The organism is Streptomyces apocyni, from assembly GCF_009739465.1.
GTDB lineage: Bacteria > Actinomycetota > Actinomycetes > Streptomycetales > Streptomycetaceae > Streptomyces > Streptomyces apocyni.
This window is the reverse complement of the sequence record NZ_WHOM01000066.1, coordinates 62,962-81,136: the sequence shown is the minus strand read 5'-3', so window position 1 is coordinate 81,136 and position 18,175 is coordinate 62,962. Positions and strand designations below refer to the sequence as shown.

Sequence of the window (18,175 nt, the reverse complement as noted above, 5' to 3'; positions counted from 1 at the left end):
CCGCACCGCGGGGCGCCAGCCACGGCCACGGACGTGGGGTACCGATCTTGGCGGCCCTCTCCCCGACTCGCGTGCCGACCCCGCGGCCCTCCCCCGCACCGGCTTCGGCACCGGCAGGTACTCGGGGCTGGCGGGCCGAGGGTGCGGCGCGCCGCCCACCGGCACCCCGGGGCAGCGCACCGGCGCATGCCGCGCTGGCTGGTCACCTCCCGCTCCTCGTACCGCGCCCACCGGTGCGCCGTCGGGTGCGGCCCGGCGCATCCCCGCTGGCGCGCGGGCCGCTGTCCCTCTTCGTGCACGCGGGGCCTTGCGGGCCGCTCATGTTCCCCGGGCGTCCCTTGCCTCGCCGGGTGGTGGGGTCCCCCGCCGTATGCGAGGAGGGCCGCCTCGGCGCCGCGCCTTCCGCGTCACGCCCGTCGCCCCCGTCGCCCCCGTCACGCCCGTCACGCCCGTCACGCCCGTCACGCCCGTCACGCCCGTCACGGTCCCCGCGAAGGCACTTCCGCAGGGCCTCCGGGTCCAGGCCCTCGTTGCAGGCCTGGTGCAGCAGCTGGGCGAAGGTGTAGCGGGGATCGACCCGCAGCGCCATGCCGAGACCGATTCTGGCCTCTGGCTCGTCGCCGAGCGACCAGGCGACCCACCCCGCGAGGGTCAGCGGGGCCGCCGCGTGTTCCGCGTACGGGCCAACGCAGCGGCGGGCCAGTGCCCGCCAGAGCCGAAGCGCCGACGCCGCCTGCTCGCCTTCCATCCACTGGGCCACCCGGTCACGGGTCCATCGGTCCTGCAGCCCGATGATCAGGCTCGCGGCCTCGTCGGACCCGAGCAGCGCGTCGTCCCCCGCGTCGCCCTGCCGTGCGGCGCCCGCCGGTGGGGCGGCCCGCAGTCGCGCCATGATCAGACGGGCCAGTGCCACCGTGTCGTCCTCGACCTGATCGCGGCTGACGTCATCCAGCATGCGAGGGATCAGCGCCATGCCCGCCGCGTCGAGCGCTCGCTCCTGCTCCGCGACCACGCCGCCCTGCAACGGCGCGAGCCTCACCTCCATCTCCCGCAACCTGCCGCGCATCTGGATACCCGCGTACGTGGCCGTGGCCGCCATGACCGATGTGCCGGGCAGCGCCATAGGCGTACCGTCCTCCGGGCAGCAGCGCCCCTCGGGGCAGACGTAGGACCAGTACCGTCCGTCCGAAAGGCAGAGCGCCTCGACCACCGGGGCATCGAGTGCCCGGCACGCCGTACGCAGGGCTTCCGCGAGCGGCCGCAGGCGCTCCATGACCGCGTGGCCCGCCTCCTTCTCCGCGGGTTCCCGGCAGAGGAAGACAACGATGCCGTCCGGCTTGCCGTTCCGCCTCTCGCTGCCGCTGACCAGGCACTGGGCTAGCTGCTCGGCGACGGATGGCCAGTCCTGCTCCTGTTCGGGGATGCCCAGGCGGACCCGCCCGCCGAAGCAGCCTCGCTCGCCGTGCAGGGCGACCAGGACCACGCTGTCGTCGGGGCGAAAACCCATCAGATACTGCAGTGCGTCGGCCAGTTCGCCCGGGCCACGCAGGGTGATCTGCTCGCCGGGACGGTCGGCGGCTTCGCTGTGATTCGTCATGCGCCGACTCTCCCGCGGAATCGCAAACCCCGCTTGAGCCTGTGGATAACCCTTGGCGCGGTCGCGACAGAAGTTATCCACAGGTCGGCGCAGTCAGCCGCCGGATGTCAGAGCCGTCGGGTTTCCTAGACGCATGAGCGAGGAACTGGTCCGGCCCGGCTCAGCCCGCTGCGGCCAGCGTCAGGGGGAGGACCTGTGCGCTGCCTGCCTTGCGCAGGAGGCGGGCGGCGACAGCGAGGGTCCAGCCGGAGTCGGTGTAGTCGTCGACGAGCAGGACGGGACCCGGGGACTGGGCCAGGGCGCCAGCCAGTTCATCGGAGACGGTGAAGGCGCCGGACAGGGTCCTGAGGCGTTGGGCCGAGTTACTGCGGCGTGCCGTGTGCTCGCCGCTCGGGCCGGTGTACGTCAGGGTGCCCAGGAACGGGAGGCGGCCGATGGTCGCGATGCCCTCGGCGAGGGAAGCGACCAGTTGTGGGCGGGACAGGGACGGTACAGCGACGACTCCCACCGGCCGGGCAGCGGCGTCCGGGCCCTGCGTCGCCCAGCCGCCGGGAGAGCGGGCCCAGTCGGCGAGTACCGCTACCGCGGCGCGGAGGACATCGTGGGGGACCGGCCCATCCGGCGCGTTCTCGGCCAGCAGCGGGCGCAGTCGGTTGCCCCAGCCGATGTCCGAAAGCCTCCCCAGGGCACGCCCGGTGGCGCACTGCTCCGTGGCCGGGATACGTCCCTTGAGGTCGATGCCCAGTGCGGGCAGCCCCGTCGGCCACATCCGGCGCGGCTCGACCTCGACTCCTGGGCGGTCCAGTTCCCGCTCCGCTCCCGTCAGCGTGTCCGCCGAGACGGCGGAGTCGGCCCAGGCCCCGGCGCAGTTGTCACAGCGGCCGCACGGCGTGGCCCCCTCGTCGTCCAACTGCTGGCGCAGGAACTCCATTCGGCACTGGGAGGTGCTCACGTAGTCACGCATGGCCTGCTGCTCGGTGGCCCGCTGCCGAGCGACCCAGGCGTACCGCTCGGCGTCGTACGTCCATGGCTGGCCGGTGGAGGTCCAGCCGCCCTTCACGCGCTTGACCGCGCCGTCGACGTCCAGCACCTTCAGCATCGTCTCCAGTCGGCTGCGCCGAAGATCCACCAACGCCTCCAGGGCCGGGACGGACAACGGCCGCCCCGCGTCGGCGAGGGCCGAGAGGGTCTGGCGAACCTGCGCCTCGGGCGGGAAGGCCGTATCGGCGAAGTAGCGCCAGATGGCCTCGTCCTCCTTGCCCGGCAGCAGCAGCACATCGGCGTGCTCGACACCGCGTCCCGCACGCCCCACCTGCTGGTAGTACGCGATCGGCGAGGACGGCGAGCCGAGATGGAGCACGAAGCCCAGGTCCGGCTTGTCGAAGCCCATCCCGAGCGCCGACGTGGCGACCAGCGCCTTGACCCGGTTCTCCAGCAGGTCGGTCTCGGCCTGCAGCCGGTCAGCGTTCTCTGTGCGGCCCGTGTACGAGGCCACCCGGAAGTCCCGCTGCCGCAGGAAAGCGGTGGCCTCCTCGGCCGCGGCCACCGTCAAGGTGTAGATGATCCCGGAGCCCGGCAGCTCGTCCAGGTGCTCGGCCAGCCAGGCCAAGCGATGTGCGGCATCCGGCAGCTGGACCACCCCCAGCCGCAGGCTCTCCCGGTCCAGCGCGCCCCGCAGCACCAGGGCCTCCCCGGCACCCGTACCCAACTGCTCGGCCACGTCCGCGGTGACCCGCGCGTTGGCCGTCGCCGTGGTGGCCAGCACCGGCACGCCAGGGGCGAGTTCAGCCAGCATCGCCCGCAGCCGACGGTAGTCCGGCCGGAAATCATGCCCCCAGTCGGAGATGCAGTGTGCCTCGTCGACCACCAGCAGACCCGTCGTCGCCGCCAGCTTGGGCAGCACCTGATCGCGGAAATCAACCGAATTGAGACGTTCCGGACTGACGAGGAGGACGTCGGTCTCGCCGCGCTCGACCTCCCCGTAGATGGTGTCCCACTCCTCCGGGTTCGCCGAGTTGATCGTGCGCGCCTGGATACCCGCACGCGCCGCCGACTCGACCTGGTTACGCATCAACGCCAGCAGCGGCGAGACGATCACCGTAGGGCCCGATCCACGCCGACGCAGCAGAGCCGTGGCGACGAAGTACACGGCCGACTTACCCCAGCCGGTCCGCTGCACCACCAGAGCGCGCCGACGCTCCCGCACCAGGGCCGCCACCGCCTGCCACTGGTCCTCCCGCAGCCGCGCCCGCCCCGTGGGGTCACCGACGAGCTCAGCGAGGATGGTGTCGGCTTCTGTGCGCAGCTCCAGATCGTCCATGCCCCCATGCAACCCGATGGCACTGACAATCAGCGAACTCACCCAGCGTGACAGCCGAACGTCGAGGTGTTGCCGCTGGTCCTCGCGGTGCGGGGCTGCCGCGCGTCAACCAGGGTGAGCCGGGGCAGGGATAGGGGCAGGGATATAGCCGACCTGCCCGCTGATTCTGGTCACCGTCGCCAATTCCTCGTTGCCTGGCACCGGTGCGACGACGAGAATCGAAGCTGCTCCCCATGCGGCTCTTCCGTGGCAGGCAGGGCTGTACCGCAGTGCGCGCACCCACCGCCCGATCCCGCCCGCAGGTGTGGGCGCGTAGCCGAAGGGAGGACCGTGACCTTCGGATTCGCTCCGCCCCCGGCGGCATCGGCGACCCGGCCGCCGATCACCGCCGAGATGTCCGCCGCCACCAACCAGTTGGCCCGGATGCTCGAGCCCTCGGAGTGGGCGGCCGCGGGCATCCCCCTGCTGCGTGACCCACGCGAGGTCGTCAGCAGCCTGCATACGCGCCACCTGCCCACGCCGGACACCGCTGTGGTCGCCGTACTCGACCAGGAGGAACGGCTCCGAGCGAGCGCGTCCTTCGCCCGGCGCGCGTCGGCCACCGCCGACGGCTGGGTCTGCCGCAACGCCCTGCTGGCCCAGCTGCGCCGGGTCATCCCGCACGACCTGCGGCGCCGCACGCCGGTACGCACGGCGGTGTTGCTCTTCTGCCGCGAGGGCGACGCGCGTTGGACCCAGGAGGACGGTGCCTGGATGTGGGGGCTACGGGATGCCTGCACGCTGCACGGGCTCCGCTGCGGCGCCTACATCACGCTGACCCACGACGGGTGGCAGGTGCTCGGGGAGGGGCGGGCCGGACGCCGACCGCACGCCCAGGCCGCCGAGACCGCCGAGGCACGGCGAGCGCTCAACGGCACCGCACCCAGGGCCCCACGTATCGCGGCAGGCGGGGGCGGCGGGGCACCGACCTCGCTGAGCCGGGCCACCGCTCGCTGACCGAGCGGCACATCAACGCCGTACCGCCCCGCCGACGCCGTACCACCGCGCCAGCGCCGTACCTCACGCCGCGGACCTCTCCCGGGCGGCCGGAAGGCAACCGGCCGCCATCAGGGGGAGGGGTCAGACACCCACGCCAAGCACGGAGTTGATGCGCCGCGGGTCGCCGCACACGATCAGCAGGGCGCCCGCCCGGCTGAGCGCGAGAGGCAGCGCGCCAGCGGCCGCGTCGTCGGAACCGCCGTTGACGGCGACGACGACCACGGGACGGGTGGCGGCCCGGCCCGCGTCGGCAGCGGCGGCGTAGAACACGTCGTCGCGGGCGTCGTGCTGGGCCCAGTAGGCGCTCTGACCGAAGGACAGCTCGTGTGTGGCCCACGGGTGCGGATCGCCGGTGGTGATCACCAGGATGTCGCTGGGCGCACGGCCGGTGTCCAGCAGCAGGTCGACGGCTTCCTCCGCGGCGTCCAACGCACCCTCGGCGGAGGCCGGGATCAGCTGGATCTGCGGCGCGGCACCGGCACCGGCACCAGCACCGGGAGCAGTAGCGGCACCAGCAGCGGCACCGGCGCCGCCACCGGCTGGAGCAGCAGCGGCCGGGGCGCCGGGAGCCGCTTCGCGCGCGGTGCGCTGGGCCGGCGGCGCGGGCCGGGCTGGGCCCGGCCGTCCGGGACGCGGCGGTGCCGCGGGGCGGGGACCGGGGACAGGACGGGGGGTCGGCGCACTGCGGCCGTTGGCCGGAGTTGCGCGGGGACCCTGGGCGCTCTCGTGAATCTGAGGCTCCTCGGGAATGAGAGGCATGAAGGTTGTCTATCAAACGCCGGTGCGAACCGCACCAGCGGGTGGCACATACGTGCGACCGGCATAGTGTCAGAAATCGAAGCCGAGTTGCCCCTCGATTTCCGGACCGGCTCCGACTGGCACGCGCGTCTTCTTGAGATGCCGCCACCGCGGCATCCCGTCGAGGTACGACCAGGAGAGCCGGTGGTACGGAGTCGGCCCCTGCTCCTCAAGTGCCGACTTGTGCACCGGAGATGGGTATCCGGCGTTGGCCGCGAACGCGAAGTCCGCGTGCTCGACACCCAGTTCGGCCATCATGGCGTCACGGCGGACCTTGGCGATCACTGAGGCGGCGGCCACCGCGACGCAGGACTGGTCCCCCTTGATCACCGTACGGACCCGCCAGGGGGCACCGAGGTAGTCATGCTTGCCGTCGAGGATCACCGCGTCCGGTCGTACCGGCAGGGCCTCAAGAGCGCGCTCCGCGGCGAGCCGCAGGGCGGCCGTCATCCCCAGAGCATCGATCTCCTCCGGGGAGGCGTGGCCGAGCGCGTGGGCGGTGACCCAGCCCGTCAGCACCTCGGCCAGTTCGTTGCGCCGCTTCACGGTGAGCAACTTGGAGTCGGTGAGCCCCTCGGGCGGCCTACGCAGCCCGGTGATCGCCGCGCAGACGGTGACCGGGCCCGCCCACGCACCTCGCCCGACCTCGTCGACACCAGCGATGACCTTGGCTCCGGTGGTGGCGCGAAGGGAGCGCTCGACGGTGTGGGTGGGTGCTTCGTACGGCATGGCGCCAGCAAGGGTACGCCGCTAGAAGCTCAAGCGACACCCCGGGGGGCGCTGACCTGTCAACTTCGGCCGTTCGCTCCCACATACCGCGGTGCGGTACGCGCTCCCGTACGCCCCCGACGGGCGCCGTACGCCCCGCCGTCGCCCGTCTTCAGCCCGCCGCCAGCCCGCCGCCAGCCCATCATCAGCCCGCCGTACGGTAGGCCGTCACCGCCTTGTCCTCCTCGGCCAGGCCGATCCCGACGTACCCATCGGTGACATAGGGCGCGACGCCCGGCTGGGCTTCCTTGTCCTTGCCGGTCATCGCGTCGATGACGACGGGACCGTTCTCGGTGGTTCCGTACACCAACCCCTCGCGCACCAGGGTCACCTTGGGCGCCACCCGGCCCTGGGCATCGTCGGGCAGAGTCCAGCGGGCCTCGCCCGTCTGGGAGTCGTAGGCCACCGCCGAGCCCCCGTCGCCGCAGACAGTCGTGGACACCCCGTCGTAGGCGCAGCCCTCGGCCCGCATCCTGCCCTCGTACGCGCGCACCCGCTTGCCGGTCGCCGCGTCGACCAGCAGACCGCGGCGTCCCTGGGCCTCGCTGTCGTAGCCAGACACCATCACGGTGGCCTTCCCCGCCACGGCCAGCCCGTCCGGACTGACGGATTCCATGGTCCACTTCTGCCGTCCGTCGGACAGGCTCAGGCCCACCGGACGGCCCTCGCTCATTCCCGTGGTCTCGGCGACCACAGTGTCCCCGACCAGCACGGGAGCCTTGGCGTACGTGCCCTTCGCGGCCCATACCTTCTGGTGACTGCCCAGGTCCACGCCGAAGACCTGGCTCTGCGCGTACACCACGACCATGTCGCCGCTGTAGCCGACCACCTCGGTCTCGTCCTCGTCAGCCGAGTAGTGGCGCTCGCCCAGTTCGATCTCCACCGACCAGGCCTTGGTCGCCTGAGCGGTATCGACGGCGATGAGTTCCACCACCTGGTGTCCCTTGGTAGTCCCGGACCCCGGCACACTCGCGACCAAGCTGCTCAGGGCGAACGTCTTGCCGCCGTGCTCGGCGATCACCGGAGCCTCGGCCGGGTTTCCGCCGACCAGGGGGCCCAGGTCCTCGATCCTGACGAGGGGTTCGTGCTCCGGTGTGATCATCACCGGGTCGCTGGCCCGGTAGCCGTTGAATACCTCCATGCCATCGGGCCGGGCGATGAAGGCGACTCCCTTGTGGAGCGTCACCGGCAGGGGGTGTTGCAGTCCGCCAAGGGAGACCTTCCCCTCCCCCGCGGAACCAGGCAGGGAGATGGGCTTGTCCACCGAGAAGCGCAGCGGCGCGTCGAATTCCCGGATCTCGGGTTCGGCCGCGGCGGGGGGCTTACCCGCGGCTTTCGGGTCACCGCTCTTCCCTGGACTCGATTCATCGCCGTCCGACCCCCCGCACGCGGTGAGCACAAGGGCCGCCGCAAGGGCGGTGGTCAGGACCACGCCGCCCCTGGATGACCGTCCATATGCCCGTCCGCCTGCCCGTACGAACCTCACCGAGATCCCCCTCCTATGTTCTTCATGAACATGACCATAGGGGAGATCATCGATCACTCGGTCCGTCAGCCCACCTCGACCGGAATCCAGTCGGGCAGCTTCTCGGTGCGTTCCCGCCACAGCTCAGGCGGCTCCGAGCCCAGCCCGCCGCGCCCCGACGCCACCACGCCGCCCACGATGGCGCAGGTGGTGTCCATGTCGCCGCCCACCTGGGCGGTCACCCAGAAGGCCCGCTGGAAGTCTCCCAGGCCCCTCGCCGCCGACCACAGGGCGAACGGCACGGTGTCATGCGCGGAGGTACGGCGGCCGCAGCCGAGTACGGCGGCGACCGTCGTCGCGTCGCCGTAGTCGAGCATGTCCCGGGCCCGCCGCAGGGCCGCGCCCACGGCGCTGCGCGGAATCAGCGCGATCACCCCGTCCAGCAGCGCCTCGGGCGTGGGCGGTCCGCTCGGCGCGGCCGCCAGCGCCGCGGCCGCCGCCACCGCCATGGAGCCCACGACGCCCTCACGGTGCTGGTGCGTGGGATACGCGGAGATCTCCGCCTGGTGCGTGGCCTGCTCCGGGTCGTCCGCGTACCAGGCGCCCAGCGGGGCGACCCGCATCGCGGCGCCGTTCCCCCACGACCCCTGCCCCTTGAACATCGCGGAGGCGAGCTGTCGCCAGTCCCCACCGCCCTCGAGCGACTGAAGCAGTCGGCTCACGGCGGGACCGTAGCCCCGGCCCTCGTCATGATGCGTGGCGAACGACCGCGCCAGGGCGTCCTGGTCGATGCGGCCGTGACGGGCGAGGACGGACAGCACGGAGGACGCCATCTCGGTGTCGTCGGTCCACGGCCAGGGCCCTGGTGGTACCTCCCGCCGCTTCAGCAGCGGGTAGTTCGCGGGCACAAAGAACTGGGCCCCGAGGGCATCCCCCACCGCCAGCCCGCGCAGGCTGGCCAGGGCACGCTCAAGGCGCGGGTCAGAAGACGAGTCAGCGATCATCGCCCTGCCACTCTAGCGGGTCTGGTCATACGTCTCAGGCTCGCGCCACCGTACGAACGGCCGGTCCAGGGTGTACCGCCCGTCCTCCCCGATGAGCAGCATCCGCACCTCGGCGTTGCCCGGGTTGGACAGCGCCTCGAACTCCGCGACCGTCCAGTGGAACCAGCGCATACAGAAGAGCCTCATGGTCAGCCCATGCGTGACCAGCAGAACGTTCGGCGGATGGTCGGGGGCCTCGAAACTCCGGTGCAGGCTCTCCAGAAACGCCCCCACCCGGTCGTACACGTCGGCGCCCGACTCACCCTGCGCGAAGCGGTAGAAGAAGTGCCCGTACGCGTCCCGGTACGCCTTTTGCAGCCGCACATCGTCGCGGTCCTGCCAGTTCCCCCAGTCCTGCTCGCGAAGCCGTGGCTCCTCCCTGACCCGCACCTGTTCCGGCGGGAGGTGGAACGCACGGAAGGTCTCGTGCGTACGCCGGTAGGGCGACACATAGACGCTCACGCGCTCGCCGTCAAACTGCTCGCGCAGCCGCTTCCCGATCGCCTCGGCCTGCGCCCACCCCAGGTCGGTGAGCCGCAGCGCATGGTCAGGTTCGCGTTCGTACACCGAGTCGTCGACGTTGCCGACGGACTGCCCGTGCCGGACGAGGACGATGCGCCGAGGTCGTGCCATGCGGAAACCCTAGATCGCGCCGCGCCCCACCGCGCTGGCTCACACCGTCCACGACGGCTCGAGCTGGACGATGTCCCCCGTCAGCGCCGCCACATCGGTCGCCGTCTGGGCCCGCAGCGTCAGCCGCTCCACGCGCTCAGCGCGGTATTTGCCGTACTCGGCGGCCGAGTCCCACATCGAGAGCACCAGGAACTCGTGCCCCGGCGCCTCGCCGAACAGCCCACGGACCATGCCCGGCGACCCCGCCATCGCCGGATTCCAGACCTTCTCCTGCATCAGGGCGTAGTGCTCCACCCGCTCCTCGTGGACGCGGCAGTGCGCCACCCGGACCACGTCCACACCCGTGAATCGCGGTTCGAAGCCCGTCTTCACATCGAAGCGGTAATCGAAGAGCTTGACCTGTATGTCCTTGTACGTCCCAACCTGGGCGGCATGGAGCCGATCGTGTGAGCGCGCCATGAAGGAGTCGTAGAACGCCCGGCTCTCCCAGAAGGCGAAAACATGGGCGATGTCCGGCCGCCCCCGGCTCCACCCACCGCCCTGTCCTCTGAACCCCGGCTCCCCGAGAAGCCCCGCCCATTTCCGCTGCCCCCGCTCGAAACCACGGCGGTCCCCAACAGTGCAGCGAATCCACTTGACCAGCACCGCGCCATCGTACGGTGCGCCAGATCGCCGAAGTACCGTGCAAGACCGCTCCCTTGTCAGTCGTGCGGCGTAGCGTGTCTCATCAGAGAAAGCCGTGTGCTGGCGCAGCGGTGTGGTTCTGCGGAGGGGGAAGCCCGATGAGCGGTCTCAGTGTGGGGCAGGGGAAGATCGAAGTAGGCCTCAAGTGGGACCCGAGTGCCGCTGGCACACCGGCCCACCACCTCGACATCGTCGCCGCGACCTACCGCGCGGACGACCCTGCTGACCGGCCCGGATACCTGGTGCATCTCGACAGCCGGTCCCCGGACGGCACGATCAACCTCGCGCGTACGAGTAGAACGGGCCAGGGCCTGGGCTACGACGAGGTCATGACGCTGGAGCTGAACCGACTGGCGTCGGCGTACACCCTGGTGGTGGTCGGCGTGGTCATTCAGCAGCACAGGCCGGAGAAGACCTTCGGCGACGTCGCGAACGTCGGGGTACGCGTGCGTGAGGCCTACCACGAGCTGTTGCTACGCGACTTCACCGACCTGGCCTCCGCGTCGTCGGCGACCGTCGCGAAGTTCACCCGGACCGGCTCGGGAGGCTGGGAGTTCCACGAGATCTTCCGCGGCTTCGACGCCGACCCGGTGGCGTTCGCCCGGCTGATGGGCGGCGTCTGAGGCCCAGCGGGCATGACGCCAGCGGGCATGATGAAGGGGACCGGCCTCGCGGCCGATCCCCGTCATCATCTGCTCACCTGCTCACGTGCTCACCTGCTGGTCAGGTCAGCTGCAACCGCTGGTCGAGCCACAGCCCTCGCAGATGTAGCAGGACCCGGCCCGCTGCATCTTCGTACCGCAGGAGAAGCACAGCGGTGCGTCAGCGCTGATGCCGAGCTGCATCTCGACGAGCTCGGCCGAGGTGTGCGCCTCCTGCACGGCCTCCGTCGGCTGCGCGGCGACGGCCTGCGGCTCCCGGTGGCGCGGCGCTGACTGGGCCAGGCCCTCGATGTCGACATCCGCGTCGGCGTCGTCGATGGACTGCTCGTACGAACCGGTCTCCAGGTGCCGCTGACGCTCTTCGGCGGAGTGGATGCCCAGGGCCGAGCGGGTCTCGAACGGCAGGAAGTCCAGCGCCAGTCGGCGGAAGATGTAGTCGACGATCGACTGCGCCATCCGCACGTCCGGGTCGTCCGTCATGCCGGCCGGCTCGAAGCGCATGTTGGTGAACTTCGAGACGTACGTCTCCAGCGGCACGCCGTACTGCAGACCGACCGAGACGGCGATGGAGAAGGCGTCCATCATGCCCGCGAGGGTCGAGCCCTGCTTGGACATCTTCAGGAAAACCTCGCCCAGACCGTCGTCCGGGTAGGAGTTGGCGGTCATGTAGCCCTCGGCGCCGCCGACCGTGAAGGAGGTGGTGATGCCGGGACGGCCCTTGGGGAGGCGCTTGCGGACCGGGCGGTACTCGACGACCTTCTCGACCGCCGCGCGCAGGTTGCCCTCGGTGTTCTCGGCGATCTCGGCCGTCTCCACCTCCTTCTTCTTGGCGGAGAGCGGCTGGCCGACCTTGCAGTTGTCGCGGTAGATGGCGAGCGCCTTGACGCCCAGCTTCCACGCCTCGAAGTAGACCTCTTCGACGTCCTCGACGGTGGCGGTCTCCGGGAGGTTGACCGTCTTGGAGAGCGCGCCGGAGATCCAGGGCTGGATCGCGGCCATCATGCGGACGTGGCCCATCGCGGAGATGGAGCGCTCGCCCATGGCGCAGTCGAAGACCTCGTAGTGCTCCGGCTTGAGGCCGGGGGCGTCGATCACGTTGCCGTGGTCGGCGATGTGGGCGACGATCGCCTCGATCTGCTCCGGCTGGTAGCCGAGGCGGCGCAGCGCCTGCGGCACCGTGCCGTTGACGATCTGCATCGAGCCGCCGCCGACCAGCTTCTTGAACTTGACCAGCGCGAGGTCGGGCTCAAGGCCGGTGGTGTCACAGGACATCGCGAGACCGATGGTGCCGGTCGGGGCGATGACGGACGCCTGGGAGTTACGGAAGCCGTTCTTCTCGCCGAGGCGGAGCACGTCCTGCCAGGCCTCCGTGGCGGCGGCCCAGACCGGCGCGTCCAGGTCGTCCATGCGGACGGCCTGCGCGTTGGCGTCGGAGTGCTGCTTCATGACCCGCTTGTGCGGCGTCGCGTTGCGGGCGTAGCCGTCGTACGGGCCGACGACCGCGGCGAGTTCGGCGGAGCGCTTGTACGAGGTGCCGGTCATCAGCGACGTGATGGCGCCGGCCAGCGCACGGCCGCCGTCGGAGTCGTAGGCGTGGCCGGTGGCCATCAGCAGGGCGCCGAGGTTGGCGTAGCCGATGCCGAGCTGACGGTAGGCGCGGGTGTTCTCGCCGATCTTCTGGGTCGGGAAGTCCGCGAAGCAGATCGAGATGTCCATCGCGGTGATGACCAGCTCGACGACCTTCGCGAAGCGCTCGGACTCGAAGGACTGGTTGCCCTCGCCGTCGTCCTTGAGGAACTTCATCAGGTTCAGCGAGGCCAGGTTGCACGAGGTGTTGTCCAGGTGCATGTACTCGCTGCACGGGTTCGAGCCGTTGATCCGGCCGGACTCGGGGCAGGTGTGCCAGGCGTTGATGGTGTCGTCGTACTGGATGCCCGGGTCGGCGCAGGCCCAGGCGGCCTCGGCCATCTTGCGGAAGAGGGACTTGGCCTCGACCTCTTCGATGACGTCACCGGTCATGCGGGCGCGCAGGCCGAACTTGGAGCCGGTCTCCACGGCCTTCATGAACTCGTCGTTCACCCGGACGGAGTTGTTGGCGTTCTGGTACTGGACGGACGTGATGTCGTCGCCGCCCAGGTCCATGTCGAAGCCCGCGTCACGCAGGGCGCGGATCTTCTCCTCTTCCTTCACCTTGGTCTCGATGAAGCCCTCGATGTCGGGGTGGTCGACGTCGAGGATGACCATCTTGGCCGCGCGGCGCGTCGCGCCACCGGACTTGATCGTTCCGGCTGAGGCGTCGGCGCCGCGCATGAAGGAGACCGGCCCGGAGGCGTTGCCACCGGAGGAGAGGAGCTCCTTGGAGGAGCGGATACGGGAGAGGTTCAGGCCGGCCCCCGAGCCGCCCTTGAAGATCATGCCCTCTTCCTTGTACCAGTCGAGGATCGACTCCATGGAGTCGTCGACGGCCAGGATGAAGCAGGCCGACACCTGCTGCGGCTGGGGCGTACCGACGTTGAACCACACCGGGGAGTTGAAGCTGAAGATCTGGTGCAGGAGGGCGTACGCCAGCTCGTGCTCGAAGATCTCGGCGTCGGCGGGCGAGGCGAAGTAGCCGTGCTCCTCGCCAGCCTTGCGGTAGGTCTTCACGATCCGGTCGATCAGCTGCTTCAGACCGGTTTCCCGCTGCGGCGTTCCTACCGCGCCGCGGAAGTACTTGCTGGTGACGATGTTGACCGCGTTCACCGACCAGAAGTCGGGGAACTCGACGCCACGCTGCTCGAAGTTGACCGAGCCGTCGCGCCAGTTGGTCATGACGACGTCACGGCGCTCCCATTCCACCTCGTCGTACGGATGCACGCCGGGGGTGGTGTGAATGCGCTCGATACGCAGGCCCTTGCTCGCCTTGGTTCCCTTGGACCGGGAACCTCGCGCTGAGCCGCTCGCCGTCTCTGTCATGCCGCCTCCCTGTATCGGGCTAAAACGCCCTGAAGTGCCATGTTCTTCCCTGGCACGGTGTATGTCTGATGCTTCGGACGCCGCTCGCGTCGCCCTCGGCAGGTCTTGGATCGCCGCCGCAGGACCGGTCCAGACGGGTCGTACGGACCGGCCCGCCGGTCAGTCGGCGGCGGTGGCGGGTACGGGTACGGGGACTTCGGCAGCCCCTGACGTCCCGCGGTCGACCGCCCGCCCTTCGCCGCCCACGTCGGCGGTGGGCCCCCGCTGCTCGCGCAGCTCGGCGATGGCGGCGTCGAAGTCCTCAAGTGAGTCGAACGCCCGGTACACGGACGCGAAGCGCAGGTACGCGACCAGGTCGAGTTCCCGCAGGGGGCCGAGTATGGCCAGGCCCACGTCGTGGGTGGTCAGCTCGGCGCTTCCGGTGGCACGCAACGCCTCCTCGACGCGCTGGCCGAGCTGGGCGAGGGCGTCCTCGGTTACCGGGCGACCCTGGCATGCCTTGCGGACGCCATTGATGACCTTCGTGCGACTGAAGGGCTCGGTGACTCCGGATCGCTTGATCACCATCAGTGAGCAGGTCTCCACGGTCGTGAAACGACGGGAGCAGTCGGGACACTGTCGGCGCCTGCGGATCGACGTCCCGTCGTCGGTGGTGCGACTGTCGACGACGCGGCTGTCGGGGTGCCTGCAGAAGGGGCAGTGCATAACTCCGAACCCTCCTTGCACAGCACGACTCATGGGCCTCGAAACAGGCTCTGAACCCCTCGAAGCAGCCCCAAGCATAGGCGATGACCGAGGAGTCAGAAGACCAGGGACCACAACTTCTGGGTGGACGGATGAATCCAACCACTAGATCTGGGGTTTGCCTCCGCATTCGACACCATCGCGTGTCGCACGGCCGGTCGGCCACGAGAGTACGGGAGTGGGGGCGGCAGGCGCCGCGCGGGGCTCGAAGTGGCAGACTGGCGGCATACCCGCAGGGGCGCCGAGGGGGTATCGCGAGGGGCCGCCCCTCGGCGGTGGAGAGTACCGCAATGAACCGAATTGCGTTGCGTTCGAGCAGTGGCCATATACCCAGGCACATGATCACGTCAGGTAATTACTGGTTTTTCACTCGAACGTGTGTTTGGCGCAACCTTTCGAAAGCAACTACCGTTGTCCAGCTAGGGAGAACATCTCGAGAGGGGCCGCCGTGACCACCACCGCAGACAGCGCCATCATCACTGCCCAGGACCGTTCCCAGGGCCGACTCGAGCCGGTGCATGCCATGACTGAAGCAGCCACGAACCCGGAGGGGCCCAAGCCCACGCGCTCGCTGCCCGGCCGACCTCCAGGCATCAGGGCCGACAGCTCAGGGCTCACAGACCGGCAACGCAGGGTGATCGAGGTCATCCGGGACTCCGTGCAACGACGCGGCTACCCACCGTCCATGCGGGAGATCGGACAGGCGGTCGGGCTTTCCAGCACCTCGTCCGTCGCGCATCAGCTCATGGCGCTCGAGCGCAAGGGCTTCCTGCGCCGCGACCCGCACCGGCCACGGGCGTACGAGGTACGCGGCTCCGACCAGCCGAGCAGCCAGCCGACCGACACCAGCGGCAAGCCCGCCGCGTCCTACGTGCCGCTCGTCGGCCGCATCGCGGCAGGCGGCCCGATCCTCGCCGAGGAGTCGGTCGAGGACGTGTTCCCGCTCCCCCGGCAGCTGGTCGGCGACGGAGAGCTCTTCGTCCTCAAGGTCGTCGGTGACTCGATGGTCGAGGCCGCCATCTGCGACGGAGACTGGGTGACGGTCCGCCGCCAACCCGTCGCGGAGAACGGCGACATCGTGGCCGCCATGCTGGACGGCGAGGCCACAGTCAAGCGCTTCAAGCGCGAGGACGGCCATGTCTGGCTCCTCCCGCACAACGCCGCTTACCAGCCGATCCCCGGCGACGAGGCGACCATCCTCGGCAAGGTGGTGGCGGTGCTGCGGCGGGTCTGAGCGGCAGTGCCCCTGACTACCAGGGCCCCGGGACCACTGCGCCGGTCCGGGGCCCTGTTCTGTGCCTGGCTACTTCCTGTTCCTGACTGGTCCTGTTCCTGACTGGTCCGGTGTCTGGCTTGCGCCTGGCTCCTGCCTGGCCGCGCGACTGGTCTCTGTGCCCGTGGGTGCGCTACTGGGTGCCCGTGGGTGCGCTACTGGCCCTCGGCCTTGGCCGCGGCGTCGATCGCGGACAGGGAACGGCGCACCTGGTTGCGGTCCGTGGTGTACCAGAACTCGGGCAGTGACGCCTTCACATAGCTGCCGTACCGGGCCGTGGCCAGCCTCGGGTCCAGCACCGCGACGACACCGCGATCGCCGGAGGCCCGTACGAGACGGCCCGCGCCCTGCGCCATCAGGAGGGCCGCGTGCGTCGCCGCCACCGCCATGAAGCCATTGCCCCCGGCTTCCTCGACCGCCTTCTGGCGAGCGCTCATCAGCGGGTCATCGGGCCGGGGGAACGGGATCTTGTCCATCACGACCAGCTGACAGCTCGCGCCCGGCACATCGACCCCCTGCCACAACGAGAGTGTGCCGAACAGGCAGGTCTTCGGATCGGCGGCGAAGGCTTTGATCAGCTCGCCGAGTGTCTCCTCGCCCTGGAGCAGAATCGGGTAGTCGGGGATGCGGGAGCGCAGCTCCTCGGCAGCGGACTGGGCGGCCCGCATGGAGGAGAACAGCCCCAGCGTGCGGCCGCCGCTCGCCTCGATCAGCTCGGTGAGTTCGTCCAGCATGTCGCTGCGGGTGCCCTCGCGCGAGGGCCGGGCCAGGTGCTTGGCGACGTAGAGGATGCCCTGCTTGCCGTAGTCGAAGGGCGAGCCGACGTCGATGCCCTTCCAGACGGGCAGGTCCTCCGTCTCGGCGCCTTCGGTCCCGGCGGTGCCTTCGGGAGCCAGGCCGAGCGAGGCCCCGACGCCGTTGAAGTCCCCGCCGAGTTTCAGCGTGGCCGAGGTCAGGACGACGGAGCGCTCCGCGAAGAGCTTCTCTCGCAGCAGGCCCGACACGGACATGGGAGCAACCCGCAGCGACGCACCGCTGTGTCGATACGCGGCTCCGCCGCGGGGCTCATGGCGCTCGTACCAGACGACGTCCCACTCGGAGCCGTTACTGATCCGCTCCGCCACGTCGTGGATGGACTCGACGGAGGCCAGGGCCTGCTTGCGTACGGCGTCCTCGTCCTGGACGGACTTGTCACGGGTGGAGCCGAGGGCCGAGATCACCGTACGGGCGGCGTCTCGCAGGGCCATCAGGGCATAGCCGAGGTCTTCGGGGATCTCCTCCAGGCGGCCTGGCAGGGCCAGCTCCATCAGCCGCTCGAAGGTCTCGGCGGCTGTCTGGAGCTGGTCGGCCGCCTTCTCGTTGACCAGCTTCGCTGAGCGGCGTACGGCGCGGTTGACCTGGCCCGGAGTGAGCTCGCCTGTGGCCACGCCGGTGACCCGGGAGACCAGCTCATGGGCCTCGTCGACGATCAGCACCTCGTGCTGGGGCAGCACCGGGGCGCCCTCGATGGCGTCGATGGCGAGCAGGGCGTGGTTGGTGACGATGACGTCGGCCAGCTTCGCGCGCTCGCGGGCCTGCTCCGCGAAGCACTCCGCGCCGTACGCGCACTTCGTCGCGCCCAGGCACTCCCGTGAGGAAACGGTCACCTGGGACCAGGCCCGGTCGGAGACGCCCGGAGTGAGATCGTCCCGGTCGCCGGTCTCGGTCTCGTCCGCCCAGTCGCGCATCCGCAGCAGGTCCTGGCCCAGCTTGCTGGTGGGGGCCGCCGCCTCGAACTGGTCGAAGAGGCCCTCTTCCTCGTCCTGGGGCGCGCCTTCGCGCAGCCGGTGCAGACACAGGTAGTTGGACCGGCCCTTGAGCATGGCGAACTCCGGGCGGCGGCGCAGCAACGGGTGCAGCGCGTCCACCGTGCGGGGCAGGTCGCGCTCCACTAGCTGGCGCTGGAGCGCCAGCGTGGCGGTCGCGACCACGACCCGCTCCCCGTGCGCGAGCGCCGGGACCAGATAGCCGAGGGACTTTCCGGTACCGGTGCCCGCCTGGACCAGGAGGTGGGAACCGTCGTCGATGGCCTCGGCGACCGTTTCGGCCATGGTGACCTGGCCAGGGCGCTCCGTACCGCCGACGGCGGCGACGGCGGCATGCAGGAGTTCGGGGAGTGAGGGCTTCGTCATAGCTCGTCCACCCTACGGGGCAGC

14 protein-coding genes are annotated in these 18,175 nt (G+C 70.2%); 3 read left to right on the top strand and 11 right to left on the bottom strand.

The window, feature by feature from the left end; translation table 11 throughout:
* Window positions 1-202: 202 nt before the first annotated feature.
* Window positions 203-1,597 (bottom strand): DUF4192 domain-containing protein, encoded by a 1,395-nt coding sequence (locus GCN81_RS22010; protein ID WP_156726383.1) that lies wholly within the window; start codon window positions 1,595-1,597, stop codon window positions 203-205.
* Window positions 1,598-1,757: 160 nt separating this feature from the next.
* Window positions 1,758-3,917, bottom strand: coding sequence for a RecQ family ATP-dependent DNA helicase (locus tag GCN81_RS22005; RefSeq protein WP_156726382.1), 2,160 nt, complete (start codon window positions 3,915-3,917; stop codon window positions 1,758-1,760).
* Between the two features lie 330 nt (window positions 3,918-4,247).
* Here GCN81_RS22005 and GCN81_RS22000 point away from each other — a divergent pair, with 330 nt between their 5' ends.
* The gene (locus tag GCN81_RS22000) at window positions 4,248-4,913 is read left to right on the top strand and encodes a hypothetical protein (protein ID WP_156726381.1); all 666 of its coding nucleotides are present in this window, start codon (window positions 4,248-4,250) and stop codon (window positions 4,911-4,913) included.
* Window positions 4,914-5,036: 123 nt separating this feature from the next.
* Here GCN81_RS22000 and GCN81_RS21995 read toward each other — a convergent pair whose 3' ends face one another.
* The 6 genes from GCN81_RS21995 to GCN81_RS21970 all read right to left on the bottom strand — a co-directional run bounded on the left by GCN81_RS21995 (window position 5,037) and on the right by GCN81_RS21970 (window position 10,307).
* Window positions 5,037-5,714 carry a hypothetical protein gene (locus GCN81_RS21995; protein WP_156726380.1) on the bottom strand — a complete coding sequence of 226 codons (678 nt, stop codon included), beginning with the start codon at window positions 5,712-5,714 and terminating at the stop codon, window positions 5,037-5,039.
* Window positions 5,715-5,783: 69 nt separating this feature from the next.
* Window positions 5,784-6,482, bottom strand: a complete 699-nt coding sequence (locus tag GCN81_RS21990) for a ribonuclease HII (protein ID WP_156726379.1) — start codon at window positions 6,480-6,482, stop codon at window positions 5,784-5,786.
* Between the two features lie 184 nt (window positions 6,483-6,666).
* Complete coding sequence (locus GCN81_RS21985) at window positions 6,667-7,953, bottom strand: outer membrane protein assembly factor BamB family protein (RefSeq protein WP_156726378.1); 1,287 nt, start codon at window positions 7,951-7,953, stop codon at window positions 6,667-6,669.
* 119 nt (window positions 7,954-8,072) lie between these two features.
* Window positions 8,073-8,990 (bottom strand): ADP-ribosylglycohydrolase family protein, encoded by a 918-nt coding sequence (locus GCN81_RS21980; RefSeq protein WP_156726377.1) that lies wholly within the window; start codon window positions 8,988-8,990, stop codon window positions 8,073-8,075.
* A 12-nt stretch (window positions 8,991-9,002) separates the two neighbouring features.
* The gene (locus GCN81_RS21975; protein WP_156726376.1) at window positions 9,003-9,662 is read right to left on the bottom strand and encodes a histidine phosphatase family protein; all 660 of its coding nucleotides are present in this window, start codon (window positions 9,660-9,662) and stop codon (window positions 9,003-9,005) included.
* A gap of 39 nt (window positions 9,663-9,701) precedes the next feature.
* Window positions 9,702-10,307: a YdbC family protein gene (locus GCN81_RS21970; RefSeq protein WP_156726375.1), complete on the bottom strand. Its 606-nt coding sequence runs from the start codon at window positions 10,305-10,307 to the stop codon at window positions 9,702-9,704.
* 137 nt (window positions 10,308-10,444) lie between these two features.
* Here GCN81_RS21970 and GCN81_RS21965 point away from each other — a divergent pair, with 137 nt between their 5' ends.
* Entirely contained in the window at window positions 10,445-10,969 is a 525-nt protein-coding gene (locus GCN81_RS21965) for a TerD family protein (protein WP_156726374.1), read from the top strand.
* A 105-nt stretch (window positions 10,970-11,074) separates the two neighbouring features.
* Here the strand turns inward: GCN81_RS21965 and GCN81_RS21960 are convergent, their stop codons facing one another.
* Together GCN81_RS21960 and nrdR are read right to left on the bottom strand one after the other, a co-directional pair.
* Window positions 11,075-13,963, bottom strand: a complete 2,889-nt coding sequence (locus tag GCN81_RS21960; protein WP_156726373.1) for a vitamin B12-dependent ribonucleotide reductase — start codon at window positions 13,961-13,963, stop codon at window positions 11,075-11,077.
* A 159-nt stretch (window positions 13,964-14,122) separates the two neighbouring features.
* Window positions 14,123-14,668, bottom strand: coding sequence for a transcriptional regulator NrdR (gene nrdR / locus GCN81_RS21955; protein ID WP_156726372.1), 546 nt, complete (start codon window positions 14,666-14,668; stop codon window positions 14,123-14,125).
* Window positions 14,669-15,155: 487 nt separating this feature from the next.
* Here nrdR and lexA point away from each other — a divergent pair, with 487 nt between their 5' ends.
* Window positions 15,156-15,941 (top strand): transcriptional repressor LexA, encoded by a 786-nt coding sequence (gene lexA, locus GCN81_RS21950; protein ID WP_156726371.1) that lies wholly within the window; start codon window positions 15,156-15,158, stop codon window positions 15,939-15,941.
* Between the two features lie 194 nt (window positions 15,942-16,135).
* Here lexA and GCN81_RS21945 read toward each other — a convergent pair whose 3' ends face one another.
* On the bottom strand, window positions 16,136-18,151 hold the full coding sequence (locus GCN81_RS21945) for an ATP-dependent DNA helicase (protein ID WP_156726370.1): 2,016 nt from the start codon (window positions 18,149-18,151) through the stop codon (window positions 16,136-16,138).
* Window positions 18,152-18,175 lie beyond the last annotated feature (24 nt).